Source organism: Methylobacterium sp. Leaf123, assembly GCF_001423405.1.
Lineage (GTDB): Bacteria > Pseudomonadota > Alphaproteobacteria > Rhizobiales > Beijerinckiaceae > Methylobacterium.
Window position 1 is genome coordinate 47,426 of record NZ_LMNS01000038.1, and the last position, 20,803, is coordinate 68,228.

At 69.0% G+C, this 20,803-nt stretch carries 18 protein-coding genes; 13 read left to right on the forward strand and 5 right to left on the reverse strand.

The annotated features are described in order from the left end of the window. Positions 1-7: 7 nt before the first annotated feature. The 5 genes from ASF53_RS19885 (at position 8) to ASF53_RS19905 (ending at position 5,609) form a co-directional block, all read left to right on the forward strand. Positions 8-1,114: a PhoH family protein gene (locus tag ASF53_RS19885; protein WP_056202702.1), complete on the forward strand. Its 1,107-nt coding sequence runs from the start codon at positions 8-10 to the stop codon at positions 1,112-1,114. Between the two features lie 69 nt (positions 1,115-1,183). Next, complete coding sequence (gene ybeY, locus ASF53_RS19890) at positions 1,184-1,669, forward strand: rRNA maturation RNase YbeY (protein WP_056202706.1); 486 nt, start codon at positions 1,184-1,186, stop codon at positions 1,667-1,669. Between the two features lie 36 nt (positions 1,670-1,705). Then, complete coding sequence (locus ASF53_RS19895) at positions 1,706-2,851, forward strand: hemolysin family protein (protein WP_056202708.1); 1,146 nt, start codon at positions 1,706-1,708, stop codon at positions 2,849-2,851. 132 nt (positions 2,852-2,983) lie between these two features. Beyond that, the gene (gene lnt / locus ASF53_RS19900; RefSeq protein ID WP_056202710.1) at positions 2,984-4,687 is read left to right on the forward strand and encodes an apolipoprotein N-acyltransferase; all 1,704 of its coding nucleotides are present in this window, start codon (positions 2,984-2,986) and stop codon (positions 4,685-4,687) included. Positions 4,688-4,877: 190 nt separating this feature from the next. Then, positions 4,878-5,609 carry a BA14K family protein gene (locus ASF53_RS19905; protein WP_056203830.1) on the forward strand — a complete coding sequence of 244 codons (732 nt, stop codon included), beginning with the start codon at positions 4,878-4,880 and terminating at the stop codon, positions 5,607-5,609. Positions 5,610-5,720: 111 nt separating this feature from the next. Here ASF53_RS19905 and ASF53_RS19910 read toward each other — a convergent pair whose 3' ends face one another. Then, positions 5,721-7,313 (reverse strand): catalase, encoded by a 1,593-nt coding sequence (locus tag ASF53_RS19910; RefSeq protein ID WP_056202714.1) that lies wholly within the window; start codon positions 7,311-7,313, stop codon positions 5,721-5,723. A 146-nt stretch (positions 7,314-7,459) separates the two neighbouring features. Here ASF53_RS19910 and ASF53_RS19915 point away from each other — a divergent pair, with 146 nt between their 5' ends. The 3 genes from ASF53_RS19915 (at position 7,460) to ASF53_RS19925 (ending at position 10,113) form a co-directional block, all read left to right on the forward strand. Continuing rightward, positions 7,460-8,431, forward strand: a complete 972-nt coding sequence (locus ASF53_RS19915) for a LysR substrate-binding domain-containing protein (RefSeq protein ID WP_056202717.1) — start codon at positions 7,460-7,462, stop codon at positions 8,429-8,431. Between the two features lie 285 nt (positions 8,432-8,716). Next, positions 8,717-9,772 carry an AbrB family transcriptional regulator gene (locus ASF53_RS19920; RefSeq protein WP_056202719.1) on the forward strand — a complete coding sequence of 352 codons (1,056 nt, stop codon included), beginning with the start codon at positions 8,717-8,719 and terminating at the stop codon, positions 9,770-9,772. Beyond that, positions 9,769-10,113: a diacylglycerol kinase gene (locus ASF53_RS19925; RefSeq protein ID WP_056202723.1), complete on the forward strand. Its 345-nt coding sequence runs from the start codon at positions 9,769-9,771 to the stop codon at positions 10,111-10,113. The genes ASF53_RS19920 and ASF53_RS19925 overlap by 4 nt, the downstream gene beginning before the upstream one ends. A 22-nt stretch (positions 10,114-10,135) precedes the next feature. Here the strand turns inward: ASF53_RS19925 and ASF53_RS19930 are convergent, their stop codons facing one another. Together ASF53_RS19930 and ASF53_RS19935 are read right to left on the reverse strand one after the other, a co-directional pair. After that, entirely contained in the window at positions 10,136-10,333 is a 198-nt protein-coding gene (locus ASF53_RS19930) for a hypothetical protein (RefSeq protein WP_056202725.1), read from the reverse strand. Next, positions 10,330-10,530 (reverse strand): hypothetical protein, encoded by a 201-nt coding sequence (locus ASF53_RS19935; protein ID WP_003600970.1) that lies wholly within the window; start codon positions 10,528-10,530, stop codon positions 10,330-10,332. The genes ASF53_RS19930 and ASF53_RS19935 overlap by 4 nt, the downstream gene beginning before the upstream one ends. A 274-nt stretch (positions 10,531-10,804) precedes the next feature. On the opposite strand from ASF53_RS19935, the gene ASF53_RS19940 reads away from it, so the two are divergent. Further along, on the forward strand, positions 10,805-11,362 hold the full coding sequence (locus ASF53_RS19940; RefSeq protein WP_056202730.1) for a metallophosphoesterase: 558 nt from the start codon (positions 10,805-10,807) through the stop codon (positions 11,360-11,362). A gap of 9 nt (positions 11,363-11,371) precedes the next feature. Here the strand turns inward: ASF53_RS19940 and murI are convergent, their stop codons facing one another. Further along, positions 11,372-12,247 carry a glutamate racemase gene (murI, locus tag ASF53_RS19945; protein WP_056203834.1) on the reverse strand — a complete coding sequence of 292 codons (876 nt, stop codon included), beginning with the start codon at positions 12,245-12,247 and terminating at the stop codon, positions 11,372-11,374. Positions 12,248-12,468: 221 nt separating this feature from the next. Between murI and egtB the strand changes: the two genes are divergently transcribed. The 3 genes from egtB (at position 12,469) to ASF53_RS19960 (ending at position 17,219) form a co-directional block, all read left to right on the forward strand. Next, positions 12,469-13,731, forward strand: coding sequence for an ergothioneine biosynthesis protein EgtB (gene egtB, locus ASF53_RS19950; protein ID WP_056202733.1), 1,263 nt, complete (start codon positions 12,469-12,471; stop codon positions 13,729-13,731). Positions 13,732-13,776: 45 nt separating this feature from the next. Beyond that, positions 13,777-14,754, forward strand: coding sequence for an L-histidine N(alpha)-methyltransferase (gene egtD / locus ASF53_RS19955; protein WP_056202736.1), 978 nt, complete (start codon positions 13,777-13,779; stop codon positions 14,752-14,754). Between the two features lie 320 nt (positions 14,755-15,074). Beyond that, the gene (locus ASF53_RS19960) at positions 15,075-17,219 is read left to right on the forward strand and encodes a M10 family metallopeptidase C-terminal domain-containing protein (RefSeq protein ID WP_056202740.1); all 2,145 of its coding nucleotides are present in this window, start codon (positions 15,075-15,077) and stop codon (positions 17,217-17,219) included. Positions 17,220-17,294: 75 nt separating this feature from the next. Here ASF53_RS19960 and ASF53_RS19965 read toward each other — a convergent pair whose 3' ends face one another. Further along, positions 17,295-17,735, reverse strand: a complete 441-nt coding sequence (locus tag ASF53_RS19965; protein ID WP_056202744.1) for a DUF779 domain-containing protein — start codon at positions 17,733-17,735, stop codon at positions 17,295-17,297. 304 nt (positions 17,736-18,039) lie between these two features. Between ASF53_RS19965 and ASF53_RS19970 the strand changes: the two genes are divergently transcribed. Further along, complete coding sequence (locus tag ASF53_RS19970) at positions 18,040-20,727, forward strand: nitrate reductase (RefSeq protein WP_056202749.1); 2,688 nt, start codon at positions 18,040-18,042, stop codon at positions 20,725-20,727. Positions 20,728-20,803: the final 76 nt, after the last annotated feature.

Here is a 20,803-nt window from a genome sequence, read left to right on the forward strand (position 1 = left end):
CTCTCGCGTGCCGATTGACGTTGCGTCAGCCCGTGGCCCTGCCGGCCGCAACAACCGCCCCTCACCGGGGCGTCCGGGTCTCGCCGAGGCCGTAGAGGTCTCGCTCACCTTCGATGACAACCGGCTCGCCAGCCTCGTCTTCGGCCAATACGACCAGAACGTCGCCCATATCGAGCGGCGACTCGGCATCACCGGCACAGCGCTCGGCAACCACCTCGTGGTCAAGGGCACGCCCGAGGCCGCCGAGAAGGCGCGGCGGGTGTTCGAGCGGCTCTACACGCGGGTGCAGAAGGCCGGCACGACCCTGACGCTCGGCGATGTGGACGGGGTGATCCAAGAGGTCACCGTTCAGGGCAACCTGTTCCCCTCCGCCGAGATCGTCGCCGACAACGGCCGCGAGCAGTTCGAGCAGATCGCCACCCGCAAGCGCGGCGCCGTGCGCGCCCGCAACGCCGCGCAGAGCGAGTACATCAAACTCCTGCGCGCCAACGAACTCGTCTTCGCCGAAGGCCCCGCCGGCACCGGCAAGACCTGGCTCGCCGTCGGCCACGCCGTCTCGCTGCTGGAACAGGGCCATGCCGAGCGGCTGATCCTGTCGCGCCCGGCGGTCGAGGCCGGCGAGCGGCTGGGCTTCCTGCCCGGCGACATGCGCGAGAAGGTCGATCCGTATCTTCGCCCGATCTACGATGCGCTCTACGACTTCATGGAGGCACGCCACGTCGATCGCGGCCTCCAGACCGGCATCATCGAGATCGCCCCGCTCGCCTTCATGCGCGGGCGCACCCTGACCAACGCCGTGGTGCTGCTCGATGAGGCGCAGAACACCACCTCGATGCAGATGAAGATGTTCCTGACCCGGTTGGGCGAGAACTCCCGCATGATCATCACCGGCGATCCCAGTCAGATCGACCTGCCGCCGGGCCAGAAATCCGGCCTCGTCGAGGCGGTCAACGTGCTCGACGGCGTCGAGGGCATCGGCCGCGTCCGCTTCCGCGACGTGGACGTGGTGCGCCACGACCTCGTGCGCCGCATCGTCACCGCCTACGAATCCGCCGCTCACGGCGAGGGTGAGGCCGACCGCAACCCGAACCCGCGGCGGCGTCCGCTGGCTTGAGCGGCGACAGAATCGCGGTGGCCCACGGGACACCGCAACGACGTTGACGGTGCTGACCAGAAGCCACACATGAGCGACAACGAGATCGACATCGCCGTCGAGGATGCGCGCTGGGAACAGGCGATCCCCGAGTTGGAGGCGTTCACGCTGCGGGCCGTCGAGGCGGGATTGGCAATTTCGCCTGATTCGGCGGCGGGCCCCGTCGAAGTGAGTGTCCTGCTCGCCGACGACGCGACCGTCCAGGACCTCAACCGCACGTGGCGGAACAAGGATAAACCCACCAACGTGTTATCGTTTCCGGCCGCGGAGCAACCGGTTCAGCCGGGTCTGGCGCGCCCCCTCGGCGATGTGGTTCTTGCGTATGACACACTCGTGCGCGAGAGTGCGGAGCAGTCGAAGCCCTTCGAGCACCATTTCGCCCACCTCCTCGTTCATGGCACCCTTCACCTTCTCGGACAGGACCATGAGACCGGCGAGGCTGAGGCCGACGCCATGGAGGCGCTCGAAGTCGCCGCGCTCCGCGCGCTCGGCATTCCGAACCCTTACGACGACTGAACTCCGGCACTCCCGCCGAATCCAACCTAGAGACCCATGACCAACGACCGAAGTCGCGGCGCGGCCCTGGCCGCGCCAGCCGCGGACGCCGAACCGCCCTCACGCGAGGCGTGGTACGATCGTCTGCTGAACGTCTTCCAAATGCGTCCGCGCGACTCCCTGCGCACCGACATCGAGGAGGCCCTGGCCGAGCCCGGCACGGGTGAAGACGCCTTCTCGCCCCTTGAGCGCGCCATGCTCAAGAACGTGCTCGGCCTGCACAAGGTGCGCGTCGACGATGTGATGCTGCCCCGCGCCGACATCGTGGCGGTGGCCAGCGACACCAGCCTCAGCGATCTCCTGAAGCTGTTCCGCACCGCCGGCCATTCGCGCCTGCCGGTCTACGGCGAAACCCTCGACGATCCCCGCGGCATGGTCCACATCCGCGACTTCGTGGAATACCTCGCCACCCAGGCGGAAGCCGCCCCGCGCCGGGCCGCACCGCAGCCCGTGGCCACCGGCGCCGAAGCCAAGCCAGCACCGCGCCCGCGCCGCACATCCTCTGCCCGCGGCACGTTGCGCAGCCTCGATCTCGGCAAGGTCGATCTCACCGCGACGCTCGCCTCCACCCGCATCCAGCGCCCGGTCCTGTTCGTACCGCCCTCCATGCCGGCCATCGACCTGCTGGTGCGGATGCAGGCGACCCGCACCCATATGGCGCTGGTCATCGACGAGTATGGCGGCACCGACGGGCTGATCTCGATCGAGGATCTGATCGAGATGGTCGTCGGCGATATCGAGGACGAGCACGACGTGGCCGAGGGCCAGCTCGTCAACCGCCTGGAAGGCGAGACGGAGGCGTATATCGCCGACGCCCGCGCCGGCCTCGCGGAGGTGTCGGCGGCCACCGGCCTCGACCTCGCCGCCGCCTTCGGGGAACTGGCGGACGAGATCGATACGATCGGCGGCCTTATCGTGACGCTGGCCGGCCGGGTTCCGGAGCGCGGCGAGCGGATCCCCGGTCCCGACGACCTCGAATTCGAGGTGCTCGACGCCGACCCCCGGCGGGTGAAGCGGATCAAGCTCCAGCGCGCGCCGGCCAAGATCGGCACCGTGGTGCCGCTCGCCCTGCCGCCGCCCCGCCCGGTGGCGCCGCAGGCCCCCGACACGGACACGGCGCAGGTCGCCGAATCCGGCCGGTAGAGCAACGTCCGGAACGCTGGCCAACCGCGTTCGGGACGTTGCGGACAAGGCTCGCGCATTCCGACGACAGGGCCACCGATCCGTCGAAGGAATGCGCCTCATGACAACGACCACGGGACGAAGCGACACGGCATGACCGCTCCGCTCGGCCGCGCTCCCGGCGCCGGACTAGGCCCGGCCGCGGCGCGGATCGGCCTCCTCGAGGCCATCGCGCACCGGATCATCCTGAGCCAGGGCTGGACGCGGGCCGCGATCGCCGTCGCGGCCGGCGCCTGCGGCGCGCTGGCCATGCCGCCCTATGGACTGTTCCCGGCGCTCGTCGTCTCGCTCTGCGTCGCCGTCTGGTTGATCGACGGCGCGGCGATCGATGGCTCCGGCCGGCGCACCCTGCGCGTCTGTGCCGGGATCGGCTGGGCCTGGGGCTTCGGCTACTTCACCGCCGGTTTGTGGTGGCTCGGCGCCGCCTTCCTCGTGGAGGCGGACCAGTTCGCCTGGGCGCTGCCGCTCGGCGTGGTCGGCCTGCCGGCCGTGCTCGCCCTGTTCTTCGCTGCGGGCTTTGCCCTCGCCCGACTCCTCTGGTCGCGGGGGGCCGCGCGCATCGCCGCACTCGCCTTCGGGCTCGCCGCCGCCGAATGGCTGCGCGGGCATATCCTGACGGGCTTTCCCTGGAACACCCTCGGCATGGCGCTCGGGGGCAATCTCTGGACGATGCAAGCCGCCTCGCTCGTCGGCCTCTACGGCCTGACCCTGCTCGCGGTGCTGATCGCCGCCGCGCCCGCGACGCTCGCCACCGGCGCGACGCCGCGGGGCCGGTTCGGGCCGGTGTTGGCCGCACTCGTCGCGCTCGCGGGGCTGGCCGCCTACGGCGCCGGGCGTGTACCCACCGCGCCCGATCCGACGGTGGCGGGCGTGCGCCTGCGGCTGATCCAGCCCAACATCCCGCAGGATGACAAGTTCGGCTCGGAAAACCGCGAGCGGATCGTCGGCAAGTATCTCGAACTCAGCGACCGCGCGCTCTCGCCCGATCGCACCGGCATCGCCGACGTCACCCACCTGATCTGGCCGGAATCGGCCTTCCCGTTCCTGATCCAGCGCGATCCGCAGGCGCTCGGCCGGATCGGTGCGGCTTTGCCCGAGGGCAAGCAGCTCATCACCGGCGCCGCGCGGGTGCGCGAATTGCCCGAGGGCGAGCGGCTGACCCGCGAGAACGCCGTCTTCTTCAACGCGATCCTGACGATCGACGCGGGCGGGCGCTTCGGCGACCTCTACGACAAGGTCCACCTCGTCCCCTTCGGCGAATACCTGCCGGGGCCGCTCGACGCGCTGCTGCGGGCGGTGGGCTTGCGCCAGTTCGTCTCCATCCCCGGCGGCTTCACTCCGGGGGATCGCGCCGGCCAGCGCATCCTCAACGTGCCGGGCCTGCCGCCGGTGGCGGCGACGCTCTGCTACGAGGCGATCTTCCCCGGCGCGATCCTGCCGCCCGATCCGGCCGAGGGCGCGCCCGCCGTGCCGGGGCTGATCCTCAACCTCACCAACGATGCGTGGTTCGGCGACACGCCGGGCCCGCGCCAGCATTTCGCGCAAAGCCGTCTGCGGGCGGTGGAGGAGGGGTTGCCGCTGGTGCGCGACGCCAATTCCGGCATCTCCGCGGTGGTCGATGCCCATGGCCGGATCGTCGCGAGCCTTCCGCTCGGCATCGAGGGCGTGCTCGATGCGAGTTTGCCGGCAAGGCTGCCCGGACGCACGCTCTACGCCGCCTTCGGCGATGCCCTGTTCGGGGCCGGCCTCATCGGCTGCCTCCTGATCGCGCTCGCGGCACGCCGCCGTCGGACGTAACAGGCGAGCGGCCAAGGTAAGGCCCGATAACTTTCGAGACGTTCGCACGCGAATGGCGACGCATGCGCGACATTCGATCAATCTTGGCCTTAGGATCATCCGTCATCGCCCGGCGTTCTCAAGATAACGGCCCTTCTTTCGCCGGTGGAAACCGGTGCAGGCCATTCTCTCGAATTCTAAGGGAATGACGATGAAACAGATCTTCCTGGCCTCGGCCGTCCTTGCGGGCGCGCTGGCCTATCTTCCGGCGAGCGCGGATGCGCGCCCGATGGGTGTCGGAGGCTCCGGCGGCCTTGGCGGTGGCAACTTCCGGAGCGCGCTCGGCGCGGGTGGCGTGTCCGGCTTCGGCCGCGGCGGCGGCTTTGCCGGAGGCGGCTTCCGCGGTGGTGGAGCGGGGATCGGCGGCGGCGGGTTCCGTGGCGGTGGAGCGGGTCTGGCCGGTGGTGGCTTCCGGGGCGGCGGCGTCGGCCTCGCCGGGGGCGGCTTCCGCGGTGGTGGCCTTGCCGGTCGTCCTGGGTTCGGCGTGGGTCGTCCGGGCTACGGCGTGGCAGGCGTGCGGCCGGGCTTCGGCAATCGCGGCTGGTACGGCGGCAACCGCTGGCGCAATGCCGGCTTCTATCGCCGGGGTTACGGTTATGGCGGCCTCGGGCTCGGCCTTGGGGTCGGCGCCGGTCTCGGCCTCGCGGCGGGCGGCCTCTACGGCAGCAGCTACGGCTATCCGGGTTACGGCTATGGCGGATACGGCTACGATGATGGCTACTACGCGCCGGCCGGCTATTACGGCACCGAGACCGTGACCACGGGTGTCGCGCCCGGCGGCGATGAGGACTTGGTGGCCGAGTGCGCGCGCCGCTTCAAGACCTACGACCCGCAGACGCAGACCTACGCCGTCCGCCGCGGCGTGCGTCGCTCCTGCCCGTAAGGCTCCGAGACGGCGGGAGCATCACGCGATGCGCCCGCCTCTTCTCTCAAAAAGAAACCCCGCCCGACCGGATGGTCGAGCGGGGTTTTTTACGTCGTTGGGCCGTTCGCCTTACTCGGCGGCGACCTTGTGCGGAGCGTTGCTGCCGTCGGTGTAGGTCTCGGCCTGGAGGCGCTTATGCGGGGCGGCGCGGCCCGGCAGCGGCGGCAGGGCCTTGGCCTTCTCCAGATCGATCCCGGCGCCCTCGGCGACGCGGCGGCCGTAATCCTCGTCGGCGTGCCAGAAGTGCCAAACCATCCGAAGCTGGATGGGCTCGGGGCACTGCTTCATGTCGGCCACGAGGTTGGCGATCAGATCCTCACGCTCCCAATCCTGGAACGAGCGGTAGCGGACGCCGGCCTGGGTGTAGTCGTCCTCAGTGCGCGAGGTCTGGTAGCGGCCGAGATTGCCCTGGACCGGCTGGTGGTAATCCTTGGCCGGCTTGGGCGCCTCGCGCAGACCCTCGGCAAGCGTCGAGGGCTCGTAGTTGATGTGGCGGTTCGGGCCGGTGCCATCGACGCTGTAGGTCATCTGGCCGTCGCGCTGGTTCGAATAGACCTTCACGCCGGGCTGCGGCGCGTTGATCGGCAGTTGCAGGTAGTTGGCGCCGACGCGGTAACGCTGCGTGTCCGAGTAGGACAGCGTCCGGCCCTGGAGCATCTTGTCGTCCGAGAAGTCGATGCCGTCCACGAGCACGCCCGTGCCGAAGGCGGACTGCTCGACTTCCGCGAAGAAGTTGTCCGGCACGCGGTCGAGCACCATGCGGCCGACCGGCAGCAGCGGGAAATCCTCCACGGGCCACAGCTTCGTGTCGTCGAGCGGATCGAACGACAGGTGGTCGTTCGGGCCATCGGGCATGATCTGCACGCAGAATTCCCACTCGGGGAAATTGCCGGCCTTGATGTTGTCGTAGAGGTCACGGGTGGCGTGGCCGACATCCTTGGCCTGGATCTCGGACGCCTGGGCCGAGGTCAGGTTGCGCACGCCCTGCTTGGGCTCCCAGTGGAACTTGCAGAGCACCGCCTCGCCCTGGTCGTTGACCAGCTTGTAGGTGTTGACGCCCGAGCCTTCCATCTCGCGATAGTTGGCCGGAATGCCCCATGGCGACTTCAGATGGGTGACCATGTGGATCGCTTCGGGGTGCTGCGCCACGAAGTCGAAGAAGCGCCACGCCTCCTGACGGTTCGTCACCGGATCCGGCTTGAACGCGTGGATCATGTCGGGGAACTTGATCGCGTCGCGGATGAAGAAGACCTTGAGGTTGTTGCCCACGAGGTCCCAGTTGCCGTCGACGGTCTTGAACTTCACCGCGAAGCCGCGCGGGTCGCGCTCGGTCTCAGGGCTCTCCTTGGCGCCGGCCACGGTGGAAAAGCGCACGAACATCGGCGTCTTCACGCCGGTCTCGTTGAGCACGCGGGCGCGGGTGTACTTGGAGGCCGGCTCGTCGCCGATCTTGCCATAGGCCTCGAACCAACCGTGGGCGCCGGCGCCGCGGGCATGCACCACGCGCTCCGGAATGCGCTCGCGGTCGAAATGGGTGATCTTCTCGATGAACTGGTAGTTCTCGAGCGTCGCCGGGCCCCGCTCGCCGACCGTGCGCGTGCTCTGGTTGTCGCGGACCGGATGGCCCTGACGGGTCGTCAGAATCGGACGGTTCTCGCTCATGCGTGATTCTCTCCTTGGGAGGCAGGGCTTCAGGGTGGATCGCTCGGCGCGTCCGCACAGCCTGGAACCATTCTGTTTCGACGGTATGACCTAGGCATGACCCATTAGCAAATGCATCGTCACAAACGTTGTGATAGATGCAGCCTATGAATCTCTCCGGTTTGTCCCTGCGCGATCTCGAATATGTCGTCGCAGTTGCCGATGAAGGGCATTTCGGCCGGGCTGCCGAGCGCTGCAACGTGAGCCAGCCGACACTCTCCGTGCAGGTTCGTAAATTGGAGAACGCGCTCGGACTGACCTTGTTCGAACGCTCCAACCGTCGCGTGTTGTTGACGGTCGCGGGGCAGGCGATCGTGCGGCAGGCCCGCGTGGTGCTGGGCGAGGCGCAGCGCCTGCTGGCGCTCGCCGTCGAGGGGCGCGGCTCGCCGCTGACCGGACGGCTGGTGCTGGCCGCGATCCAGACGCTCGGGCCCTACTATTTCCCCCTGGTCTTGCGGCTGCTGCGCCAGGAATTCCCCCTGCTGACGCTGGCACTCAGCGAGGCGCGCACCGCCGAGATCCTCGACGGGCTGCGCGACGGGCGCATCGATGCGGCCCTGGTGTCCCTGCCGGTCGCGGCCTCCGGGCTCACCGTCTCGCCGCTTTTCGTCGAGCCGTTCCGGCTCGCCTGCCCGGTGGACCACGCCTTCGCCCAGGGCGCCCCGCCGCGGGCGGAAAATCTGAACGGGCCGGACCTGCTGCTGCTCGATGAGGGCAATTGCCTGCGCGACCAGACCATCGCCGCCTGTGGCACCCTGCGCGGCGCGGGCCGCCACGCCACGAGCCTCGAGACCCTGCGCTCGATGGTGGCGGCGGGCGCCGGCTATACCCTGATCCCGGCGCTCGCAATTCCCTCCGGCCCCGATCCGACGGGGCTCACGGTGGTGCGCCACTTCGAGGGTGAGGGCCCCGGCCGCACCCTGGCCCTGGCATGGCGTTCCAGCGATCCGCGGGCGGCGGGTCTTGCGCATCTCGCGGCCTTCTTCCGGGCGCACGCCCCGCCCGGCACCGCCGCCTGCCGGGAGGATGAGGCCTATGGTGCGCTACCGTCCGGCGAGCGGGAACGGTGGACGGCCTGAGCTCGCCGCGAGGGCGACGTTTCTCAGGGCAGTAGCTCGAAGCCGCTTGGCGGCTTCGCGGCGCGAAGAGCGCCGCGCGGAGCGGGCCTTTCAGGATTGAGGTCCGGAAAGGCATCGAGCGGAGCGAAAGCCTGAGGCCGCGGAGGCGGCCGCCGGCACTTGAGGCCGAAATCGAAGACGACGGCGATCGCTTCAAGCGATCGCCGTGACAGTTCGGGGAAGAGCGTGTAGCGCGAGCCTCGCGCGATTCGTCTCCCTTCCCCCGCGCACCCAGCATCCAAGCCCGTGCCCGAGACCCGCACTCTCCTGCGCTGGGCGGCGCTCGTCGCCGTCTCGGCCGCTCTCGCTTACGGCTTGAGCCGCGCGCATTTCCCCGCCGCCTTCCTCCTCGGGCCGATGCTCGCCGCGATCGCCTTCGGGGTGCGCGGCGCCGGGCTCTCGCTCGGCCGACCGCTCTTCCTGGCGGCCCAAGCGGTGATCGGCTGCCTCGTCGCCCGCTCCGCGACTACCGAGATCGCCGCGACCCTGCGCGAGGACGGGCTCATCATCCTCGCGGTGGTCGGCGTGACGGTCGCGGCCGGGGCGCTCACCGGGCTGGCGCTCACGCGGCTGCGGGTCCTGCCCGGCACGACCGCGGCCTGGGGCTCCTCGCCGGGCGGGGCTGCGGCGATGGTGGCGATGGCGGAGGATTACGGCGCCGACCCGCGGCTGGTGGCGTTCATGCAATACGTGCGGGTCGCCGCCGTGGTGCTCTCGGCCTCGCTCGCCGCACGCCTTCTGGCCGACGTCGCCGGCCCGTCCGGTGCGAGCGCGCCCGGCGAGACGTGGAGCTGGTCCGGCCTCGCGGCGACGATCGCCGTCGCCGCCGCCGGGTTCGGCCTCGCCTCGCTGCTGCGGTTGCCCTCCGCCCCCCTGATCGGCCCGATGCTGCTCGGCGCGGGCCTGCATGCCGCCGGTCTCATCGACATTGCCTTGCCCGCGCCGGTGCTCGATGCGGCCTATGCGGCGATCGGCTGGTATGTCGGCCTGCGCTTCAACCGGCGCACCCTGGACGAGACGCTCCACGCGCTGCCGGGCGTGCTGACGGCGACCATCGGGATCATCCTGCTCTGCGGCGTCTGGGCCTGGGTGCTGACCCACTGGCTCCCGATCGATTTCCTCACCGCCTTCCTGGCCACCAGTCCCGGCGGGCTCGATTCGGTGGCGATCATCGCCGTCGGCTCGCGGGTCGACGTGTCCTTCGTGCTGGCGGTGCAGACCCTGCGCCTGTTCGTCGTGCTGGCGACCGGCCCGATCCTCGCCAAATGGATCGCCCGGGCGGTTCCGGGAGAGAGACCGTGACCGCGCTCTACCTCGCCTTCCTGAATTCCTGGCGCGGCCTCGTCCATGGCGGGCGCACCGAGCGGGCGGTCCGGCTCGAACTCGTCCTGCTGGCGCTCGGCCTGCCCGTAGCGCTCGCGCTCGGCGGCCACCTGTGGGTGCGGGTGGCGCTCATCGCCAGCCTGCTGCTGATGCTCGGGGCGGAACTCCTCAACACCGCAATCGAGAAGCTCTGCGACCACCTCCACCCCGGCCATCACGAGCGAATCGGCATCGTGAAGGATCTGGCCTCGGCGGGCGCGTTCCTGACGCAGGTCATCGCCGCCCTGATCTGGGGCGCCGCCGTGATCGACCGGTTCTAGAGCATCCTCCCGAAGTCAGCGGTCAGCCGTCTTCCTGCTCGCTCCAGACGGCCCAAGTGCCGGCAAACAGGGTGGCCGCGATCACGACCCACAGGCCGGTCCTGCCGACCTGATCGAGCAGCCACGCATGGACCGTGGAGAAGCCGAGATTCAAGGCGCAGTCGAGCACGCCGAGATAGAGCGACAGCGCCAGAAGCGCGACGGCGAAAGGGCGGCTCATCGATCCTCCGTCTCCTTCCAGAGGGCCCAGGCCCCCGCGAACACCATCATCCCGATCAGAAGGCGCATCCCCGTATGGCCGATCCGGTCGAGAAGCCACGCATGGGCGGCGGACAGGCTCAAGTCCAGCATCCATCCCCATGCCGTCAGGATCACGGCAATGGCGACGACAATGAGGATTTTTGTCCAGACCGGCATGGCTGCCGCGCTAGCACGTTTGTACAGGTCCGCCGAGCGACACAGGTGACACTTCGCCACAAGTCCTGTGAAAAATGGTGCGCATTTCGACACATCTGCCGCAATCAACGCTCCACTCGACTGGCTTCGGTCGGCAGATCGGCACCATTGTACCTTTTGTTATTGCTCGCGACGGGGACCCGACAGCGTCGGGCGCGTTGGGACCGGGGCCCTCGCGGAGCCGTCCGCGCCCTTTCGAGCCCATCGAGTTGTCTCACATTTCCGTGAAGAACGCATGGCAATCCTCTTCATCGCCGACACCCATTTCGGCGACGCCCGGCTCGTCGAGCGCCGGCGAACCGGCTTCGCTTCGGTGGAGGCCCATGACGAGGCGCTGATCACCCGCTGGAATGCGCGGGTCGGGCCAGAGGACGAGATCTGGCATCTCGGCGATTTTGCTGCCCATGCGAGCCGCGAGCACTGCGCCCGCGTCTTCGCCCGGCTCAACGGCATCAAGCGGCTGGTGCGCGGCAACCACGACAGCAACCGCGTGCTCGATCTCCCCTGGGCCGAGCCGCCGGTGGAGAGTGTCCGCATTTCGGCGCAGGACGAGGCGGGTCGGACATGGCGGCTGTTCCTGGCGCATTACGCCCACCGCGCCTGGCCCGGCCTGTGGCGCGAGACGCGCCACCTCTACGGCCACACCCACGCGACGCTTCCCGACACCACCCGCTCCTGCGATGTCGGCGTCGATGCCTGGGATTTTTCGCCGGTCGGTCTCACGGAGATCGTGGCGCGGCAGGATGCGGCGACGCTGGTGCCGGAGGAACTGGCGGCGTGGGCGATGCGCTGACGGCCGTTCTCAGTACCGCGTCAGCGGCATCGCCTCGATCACCGTCTCGGACAGACCTCGCCGCTCCAATGAGCGGCCGAGCGCCGGGTTGAGCCCGGCCCCGCCGGTGAACACGGCGCAGGCGGGCGGCGCGTCGAGCGCGTGCGCGGGCATCTCGCCGAGAAGCTGGATCACCCGGCGGGCGATGGCCGGAGCCGGGTCGATCCAGGTGACCGGCCAGGGCGCGAGGCTCTCGAAGCGGGGCAGCAGCAGCGGGTAGTGGGTGCAAGAAAGGCAGACCACATCGGTGCGCGCGCCGCCAGCGCCCTCCACGAAACAGGGCGCAATCTCGGCCAGGATCGCCGCGTCCGAGACCGGCTCGCCGGCCATCTCGGCCTCGGCGTAGCCCGCGAGGTTCTTGGAGCCCACCAGCGTCACGGCGCAATCGCCCGCGAAGTTTGCCACGAGATCGTGGGTATAGGCCCGCGCCACGGTGCCGGGGGTGGCGAGCAGGGAGATGAGGCGGCTGCGCGTCAGCGCGGCGGCCGGCTTGATCGGCGGCACCACGCCGACGAAGGGCGTGACGAAGCGCTGGCGCAGGGCCGGCAGCACCAGCGTCGAGGCGGTGTTGCAGGCGATGACCACGAGGTCGGGCGCGTGGCGCAGGAGCAGCCGCTCCATCACCGCGATCACCCGCGCCACCAGCCGTTCCTCGGTCAGGGCACCGTAGGGGAAAGCCGCGTCGTCGGCGGCGTAGACATAGGCCGCGTCCGGGCGGGCACGGCGCACCTGTTCCAGCACGGTCAGGCCGCCGAGGCCGGAATCGAAGACGAGGATGATCGGCTGCGCATTCTGCGCCGGCAACGCCGCCGAAAGGGTCGCCCCTGCCATCAGATCGATCCGCATCACCGCCGCCCGGGCTCGCGCATCCATGGAAACCGTGGGGCAGCGAGTGTCCGTCGGCGACGGTTAAGGACATCTCACTGCGGCTGCAAAAAGGCTGCGGCTCCGGCGAAGGCGGCGTCAGGTGCGACAAGGGGTGCGACGAACAGCTTGGCGGGCCTCTGCGTTGTCAGACGACATTCGGCGTCTATTTTCGGCGCATAACGGAGGAAGAGATTCCGACAATGGCAGCCGGCGCAGCACGTCTCACCCATCCTGAGCGCGGCGCGGCCTTCCCGCCGCCCCCGCTCGACGCCCGCCCGATCGACCGCGACGCCTGGATCGCGGCCTTCCGCACGGTCCGCGACGAGACCGAGCGGCGCGCCGCCCCGCTCTCGCCCGAGGATCAGCAGATCCAGTCGATGGAGGATGCGAGCCCGACCAAGTGGCACAGGGCGCACACGACGTGGTTCTTCGAGCAGTTCCTGCTGCGCGAGCACCTGCCGGGCTACGCCATCTACGACGAGCGCCTGCACTACCTGTTCAATTCCTATTACGTGCAGGCCGGCCCGCGGCAGCCGCGCTTCATGCGCGGGATGATCACCCGGCCGACCACAGTGGAGACCGCCGCCTACCGCATCCATGTGGATCGCGCGGTGACGGTGTGGCTGCGCGAAACCGCGGACGAGGCATTGGAGCGCGCGCTGCCGATCCTGGAGATCGGCCTCTATCATGAGCAGCAGCATCAGGAGCTGATGTTCACCGACATCCTGCACGCCTTCGCGCAGAACCCCCTCGATCCCGTCTACGACGCGGGCTGGTCGATGCCCAATGCGCAGGCAAGCGTGGGCAAGGTTGCCCTTGAAAGAGGCATCACCCAGATCGGCCATGACGGCCAGGGCTTCGCCTTCGACAACGAGAGCCCGCGCCACGATGTGCTGATGCTTGGCTCGACCGTCGACCGCGGCCTCGTGACGAACCGCGACTGGCTCGCCTTCATGGCGGATGGCGGATACGCGCGGCCCGAGCTGTGGCTCAACGAGGGCTGGCTCTGCGTGCAGCGCGAGGGCTGGGAGGCGCCGGGCTACTGGCGCCGGGATGACGAAAGCTGGTCGATGATGTCGCTCGCCGGCCGCAAGGCCGTCGATCCGGCCGCGCCCGTCACCCATGTCAGCTACTTCGAGGCCGACGCCTATGCCCGCTGGGCGGGCCGCGACCTGCCGACGGAAGCCGAGTGGGAGGTCGCCGCCCGCGACGGCCTCATCGACGACGCCTTCGGCCTCGTCTGGCAATGGACCCGCAGCGCCTACGGCCCCTATCCCGGCTACCGCCCGGTGGCGGGCGCGCTCGGCGAGTACAATGGCAAGTTCATGTCGAGCCAATACGTGCTGCGCGGCGCGTCGGTCGCGACGCCGGACGGGCATGCACGGGCCGGCTACCGCAACTTCTTCTACCCGCACCAACGCTGGCAGTTCACCGGCCTGCGACTCGCCGACGCGCGAGGCTGATGCTCCGCCTCGCCCCCCATCCTCCCGCGGTCCCGGAGTAAGCCTTTGACGATCGACCCCCGCCTGACGGCATCGAGCCCCGCCGCACCCATCTCCGAGAATGGCCTGTTCCTGGCCGATGTCTGGGACGGGCTCGGCGCGAGCCCGAAGGTGCTGCCGGCCAAGTATTTCTACGATGCCGCCGGCTCCGCGTTGTTCGAGCAGATCACCGTCCTGCCGGAATACTACCCGACCCGGACGGAGCTCGGCATCCTCGACGCGCGCGGCCCCGACATCGCCGCCCTGGTGCCGGAGGGCGCGGCCCTCGTCGAGTTCGGCAGCGGCTCGACCGCCAAGCTGCGGTGCCTGCTGCGGCACCTGCCGGGGCTCTCGGCCTATCTCCCCGTCGATGTTTCGGGCGAATTCCTGCGCGAACAGGCCGAGGCCTTGCGCGGGGACTTCCCCGGTCTCACCGTCGAGCCGGTGGTGGCCGACTTCACCCGAGCCTTCGCCCTGCCGGAAGGCTTCGGCGGGCGGGCGCTCGCCGGCTTCTTCCCCGGTTCGACCATCGGCAATTTCGAGCCCGGTGAGGCCGCCCGCCTGCTCGAGGTGTTCGGCCGCATCCTGGGCGCGGGCGCGACCCTCGTGCTCGGCGTCGATCTCGTGAAGGACCGGGCGGTGCTGGAAGCGGCCTATGACGACGCGGCCGGGGTCACGGCGGCGTTCAACCTCAACCTGATCACCCGCATCAACCGCGAACTCGACGGCGAAATCGATCCGGACAGCTTCACGCACCGGGCCTTCTTCAACGCGGCGGCCTCGCGCATCGAGATGCATCTCGTCAGCCGCCGGGCGCAGACCATGCGCGTGGCCGGACGCAGCTTCGCCTTCGCGGAGGGTGAGTCGATCCACACCGAGAACAGCTACAAGTACACCCTCGACAGCTTCCGGGCGCTCGCCGCCCGCGCCGGCTGGGCCTCGCTCGAAGCCTGGACCGACCCGGACGGATGGTTCTCGGTCCACGCCCTGCGGCGGGACGCCTAGGACGCCGTTCGACGAATCGGCCACCGGTTCGTCGGAAGAACGCGCGTCACAGCACAGGTTTGGAGGCGTGACCCGACCCCCCATGGTCGGGCACGTCTCTCGGCGCGGCCCGCCGGCCGCCGCGTCCGAGGCGGGGTCCGTGCGGCATTCCGACGTGCCGCACACGCACCGATCCCATCCCGGCCCGCGCCCGAGACGACCTCAGGCTGTAAAGCAAGATCGATAGAATCCGCGGTATCGAAACGATCAAAAATCAGTTTTTGCGTGGCGTTGTCGCCCCAGGGTTCGCCGCACGGTCCGCGGCATGCCAGGGGCAAGTCATGGTCGAAACCAGCACCTCCGAGAAGTCCGACAGCAGCTTGATCAATGCTGTACTCGCCCCCAACAAGTGGGACGCGAATACACTCAATTACGGCTTCCAAATTCAGGACATCGACCAGAACGGCATCTCGGACTTCAACGAAGGGCAGTGGCGCGGCTTCTACGAATCAATTTTCGACAACATTTCGAGTTTCACGAATCTGAATTTCCGTGAGACCTCGTTCGAGGAATCGACGCTCGGGCAAATCCTGACCGTTGGTGGCGGCGGGTCTTCGTTCGACCCGCATCAGGGAATGCCCCAGGGTAATACCCACACGTCGGTCGGGATCGGGGGCACCGTCGCAGGGGCCTCGGACGTGGTCTTCCGGGGGCAATGGTCGGAGGTCTGGTATCACGAGATCGGCCACAGCCTCGGCCTCGATCACCCGTTCGAGAGGCCGGGCGCTATCGCGGGCGTCCGATCGGATGCCGATCTGGGCACCAACTTCATCAACTCGTCGCTCTACACCGTCATGTCGTACAGCCCTTTCGCATGGGGCGAGGACAATCCGTGGACAACGGCCAAGGACGCCGGCAAGACCTTCCTGAACGCGTCGGTCGGCTCCTACATGCCCCTCGACATCGCCGCCCTGCAGCACCTGTACGGGGCCAAGGCAGCCAATACGGGCGACACCGTCTACACGTTCGGTGACGATCTCCGGACGAATGCCGGCTTCAACACCATCTGGGACACCGGCGGCGACGACACGATCCAGTATGTCGGCACGAGCCGCGCCAAGATCGATCTGCGCGCCGCGACCCTGCAGGACGAGATCGGCGGCGGCGGCTTCCTCTCCACCTCGGAGACGCTGACCGGCGGGTTCCTCGTCGCCAACGGCGTCGCGATCGAGGCGGCGATCGGCGGCGCGAAGGACGACATCCTGCACGGGCAGGAGCTGAACAACCTCCTGATCGGCAACGCCGGGAATGACAGGCTCTTCGGCCATGCCGGCGACGACCTGCTCGACGGCGGCACGGGCAGCGACCGGCTCGACGGCGGTGAGGGGAACGACCAAGCGCGCTTCTCGGGCGGGAGCCAGGACTACGCGATCGTCTACAACGCGAATGCGCATGAAGATGTCTTCACGATCAAGCACATCGCCTCGGGCGCGATCGACACCCTGACCTCGATCGAGTCCCTGGTCTTCAACGACACCGTGCTCGGTTCGCACGCTCTGTTCGCCAATCTCGAAGCCCAGTACGGGCCGATCGCGGCCGGCGATCCGTCGAGCCTTCAAGTGACGCTGTCGCCGGGTGCGGACGACCCGCTCCCCACCGACATCGGCGACATCGATGGCGCCTTCGCCGCCAGCGCGAAGGCCGTCTTCAACGATCTCGACGGCGGCTCCTGGCAGCGGGTGTTCGATTTCGGCAACGGCCCCGACAGCGACAACGTCTATCTCGGGCAGATCGACACCTCGAGCGACATGCAGTTCACGATCTTCAACGGCAACCAATTCGCCAGCATCATCGCCTACGGCGCGATCGAGGAAGGCCGGGAGGCCATCTGGGCCGTCGATGTCGATGCCGTCGGCTGGATGCGCCTGTTCAAGGACGGTGAACTCCTGGCGGAAGGCCAGGGCATCGTGCCGCGCGATATCGATCGGGCGAACGAATTCGTCGGCAAGTCCAACTGGGGGGCGGACACGCCGCTGATCGGCGAGGTCAGCGAACTGACGGTCACCTCGCACAACCCCATCCCGGAGATCGACGGCGCCTTCCAGGTCTCCGCAGACGTTCGGTTCGACGACCTCGGCAGCGGCTTCTATCAGCGCGTTTTCGACACCGGCAACGGCCCTGACAGCGACAACATCTGGCTCGGACAGGTCGATAACGGGGACGACATGGCGTTCGAGATCCTCACCGGCTCGACCAAGCACCGCATCACCGCTCTGGACACGATCGTCGAGGGCGAGACCGCGAAGTGGCAGGCCAGCGTCGACGAGGGCGGCATGATGCGCCTGTTCAAGAACGACCACCTCGTGGCCGAGGGGCAGGGGGCCGTCCCGCTCGATGTCGAGCGGACGAGTGATCTGGTCGGCCAGTCCAACTGGTGGTGGGACACGCAGCTCGCCGGCAAGGTCCGCGACCTGCTCTTCGCCTGATCCTCCGCGTCGGAACCAAGACCGAGAGCGGTGCGCGCCGCCCCGAGGCGATCTCCGGGGCGGCGCGCGGCTATCTTAAAGCCGGCAGGCGCCCGACAGCGCCTCGTTCTCGGCCTGCGTGAACAGCCGCGAGCGAACGTGGAAGCGCTTCTCGCGGCCGTTCTCGAGCGAGAACATACCGCCGCGGCCGGGCACCACGTCGAGCATGATGTGGGTGTGCTTCCAGACTTCGAACTGCGAGCGCGAGATGAAGAAGTCCGCGCCGCCGACTTGGCCGAGATGCACGTCGCCGTCGCTCGTGATGAAGTCGCCCACGGGGTAGCACATCGGCGAGGAGCCGTCGCAGCACCCGCCGGACTGGTGGAACATCACCGGGCCGTATTCGGCCTTGAGCTCCTCGATCAGCGCCAAAGCCGCGGGCGTCGCGGTGACCCGCAGGGGCGTGCCGGCATTGTCCGCCTGTTCGGCGGTGACGGGCTCGATCCGCTCGGACTGGGGGCTCGCGGACTCGCTCATAGCTTCCTCTCCTGATGGGTTTTGTCTGGTTATCTGAGGCCGGGCCAGCGGATATCCATGTGGCTGGACGTGCGGCCGAGGATAGCAGACGAAGCCCGGCCCGAACCGTCTGAGACGGCTTGGTCTCTCAGAGTGCCTCACAAAACGCTCGACCGCCGACCGTCGCCTTTCTGGGCACGGCGGCGCAGCGGGAGTTTTGTGAGAGACACTCACACACGCTCAGGTGGCGTGAGCGCGACCGGCCCGACTTTTGCGAACTCGGGCGAAACGTCCGTGTGGCGAAAAGATCCGCCGAGGATTCGCGATGTCTCAGCCCGCCCCCGATTGCGCCGCGCCCGCGGTGAAGACGACCTGCCCCTATTGCGGCGTCGGCTGCGGCGTCCTCGCGACCCCGGACGGACAGGGCGGCGTGGCGATCGCGGGCGATCCCGAGCATCCGGCGAATTTCGGCCGCCTCTGCTCCAAGGGTTCGGCGCTCGGCGAGACGGTCGATCTCGAGGACCGGCTGCTCGCCCCGACCGTCGATGGCCAGACCGTGACCTGGGAGGGCGCGCTCGGCACCGTGGCCGGGGGCCTGAGGCGGATCGCCGAGCAGCACGGGCCGGATGCGATCGCCTTCTACCTCTCGGGCCAGATCCTGACCGAGGATTACTACGTCGCCAACAAGCTGGCGAAGGGCTTCCTCGGCACGCCGCATGTCGACACCAATTCGCGGCTCTGCATGTCCTCGGCGGTCGCCGCCCACCGCCGCGCCTTCGGCTCCGACACGGTACCCGGCTGCTACGAGGATCTCGACGAGGCCGACCTGATCGTGCTCGTCGGCTCCAACGCGGCGTGGTGCCACCCGATCCTGTTCCGCCGCATGGTCGATGCGCGCACCAAGCGCGGCACCAAGATCGTCACCGTCGATCCGCGCCGCACGCAGACCGGCGAGGAGGCCGACCTGCATCTCGGCCTCCAGCCCGGCACCGATTCCGCGCTGTTCTCCGGCCTGCTCGCCTATCTGGCCGGACAGGCCAAGCTCGACGGGCGCTTCATCGAGGAGCACACCGCCGGCTTCGAGGGCGCCCTGGAGCGCGCCCGTCAGATCGCGCCGGACGTTGCCGCCACCGCCCGCGCCACGGGTTTGGCCGAGGCCGACGTGCAGGCCTTCTTCGAGCTGTTCGCCCGGACGAAGCGGGTCGTCACCGCCTTCAGCCAGGGGGCCAACCAGTCGGCGCAGGGCACCGACAAGGGCAACGCCATCATCAACTGCCATCTCGCCACCGGGCGGATCGGCCAGCCGGGCATGGGCCCGCTTTCGCTCACCGGCCAGCCCAACGCCATGGGCGGGCGCGAGGTCGGCGGCTTGGCCAACATGCTGGCCGCCCACATGCACTTCGCCCCCGAGGAGGTGGACCGGGTGCGCCGCTTCTGGAAGGCGCCCAACATCATCACCGGCGAGGGCATGAAGGCGGTCGCGCTGTTCGAGGCCATCGAGCGGGGGAAGATCAAGGCGCTGTGGGTGATCGGCACCAACCCGCTCGTCTCGATGCCGCGGGCCGACCGCATCCGCGAGGCGCTTCATGGGCTCGACCTCTATGTCGTCTCGGAAGCCGTCGCGAACAGCGACAGCGCCTGCGCGACGGGCAAAAAAACCGTGCTGCTGCCGGCCCTCGCTTGGGGCGAGAAGGACGGCACGGTGACGAATTCCGAGCGCCGCATCTCGCGCCAGCGCGCCTTCCTGAAGGCGCCGGGGCAGGCGCGGGCCGATTGGGCGATCCTCTGCGACGTCGCCCGCCGCCTCGGCCATGGCGAGGCCTTCGCCTACAATTCCGCCGTCGACATCTTCCGCGAGCACGCCGCGCTCTCGGCCTTCGAGAATGAGGGCACCCGCGACTTCGACCTCGGCGGCCTCGCCGAAATCGACCGGCGCGCCTACGACCTGCACCTGCCGATGCAGTGGCCGGTGCCGAAGCGCGGCCCGGATGCGAAGAAGGGCCGCGCCCGGCTCTTCGCCGATGGGCGCTTCTACACCTTCGATCAACGCGCCCGCTTCGTCGCCGTGCAGCCGCCCGCGCTGGCGCAGCCCGTGACCGCCGCACGCCCGCAGGTGCTCAACACCGGCCGCATCCGCGACCACTGGCACACCATGACCCGCACGGGCAAAAGCCAGCGCCTCTCGGCCCACCGCGCCGTACCTTTCGTCGAAATCCATCCCGACGACGCCGCCCGCTACCGCCTGAACGACGGGGGATTTGCCCGCGTCGCGACCGATCTCGGCAGCACGATCCTCGAAGTCATGGTGACGGACGCCGTTCTGCCGGGCTCGATCTTCGTGCCGATGCACTGGAGCGACATGACCGCCTCGGACGGGCGCGCGGCGGCGCTCGCCCGCGGCATCCCCGATCCGGTCTCGGGCCAGCCCGAACTGAAGGCGACCCCGGCCTCCGTCGAGGCCGTGGCCTACCGCTCCCGCGGCTACCTGCTGACGCGGGACGCCCAGGCGGCCTCGGCCGGCTGGTGGTGGGCGCGGGCGACCGTCTCCGGCGGCTCGGGCCTGATCTTCGCGACGCAGGAGGGCTCGCGGGAGATGGCTCTTTCCGTGCGCGGGATGTTCCCCGGCCACGAACTGGCCGAGTACGTCGATCACGCCCGCGGGCTCTACCGCTGCGCCGTCTATCGCGACGACCGCCTCGTTGCCGCGCTCGCTGTCGCGCCGGGCGACCGGCGGCCGGATTGGGAACTCGCCAAGGGGGTGTTTGCCGCCCCCGATATCGAGGCGATCGACCGGCGCACCCTGCTCTCGGGCCGGGCGGCGACCGCTTCGGCCGGTCCGGTGGTCTGCGCCTGCCACGGCGTCGGGCTCGACGTCATCACCGCGACCATCGCCGCCGGGGCCGGCTCGGTCGAGGCGGTGGGTGCGGCCTGCAAGGCAGGAACGAATTGCGGCTCATGCATCCCTGAGATCCGCAAGCTCCTGTCGCCGACGCTTGCGCGTAGCGCCGCGTAGGCGCAGTTTTCAGGTTCTCCGTCCCACTCTCGCCCCGTTCCTGAGGTGCTGCAAAGCAGCCTCGGCGGATGGGCGA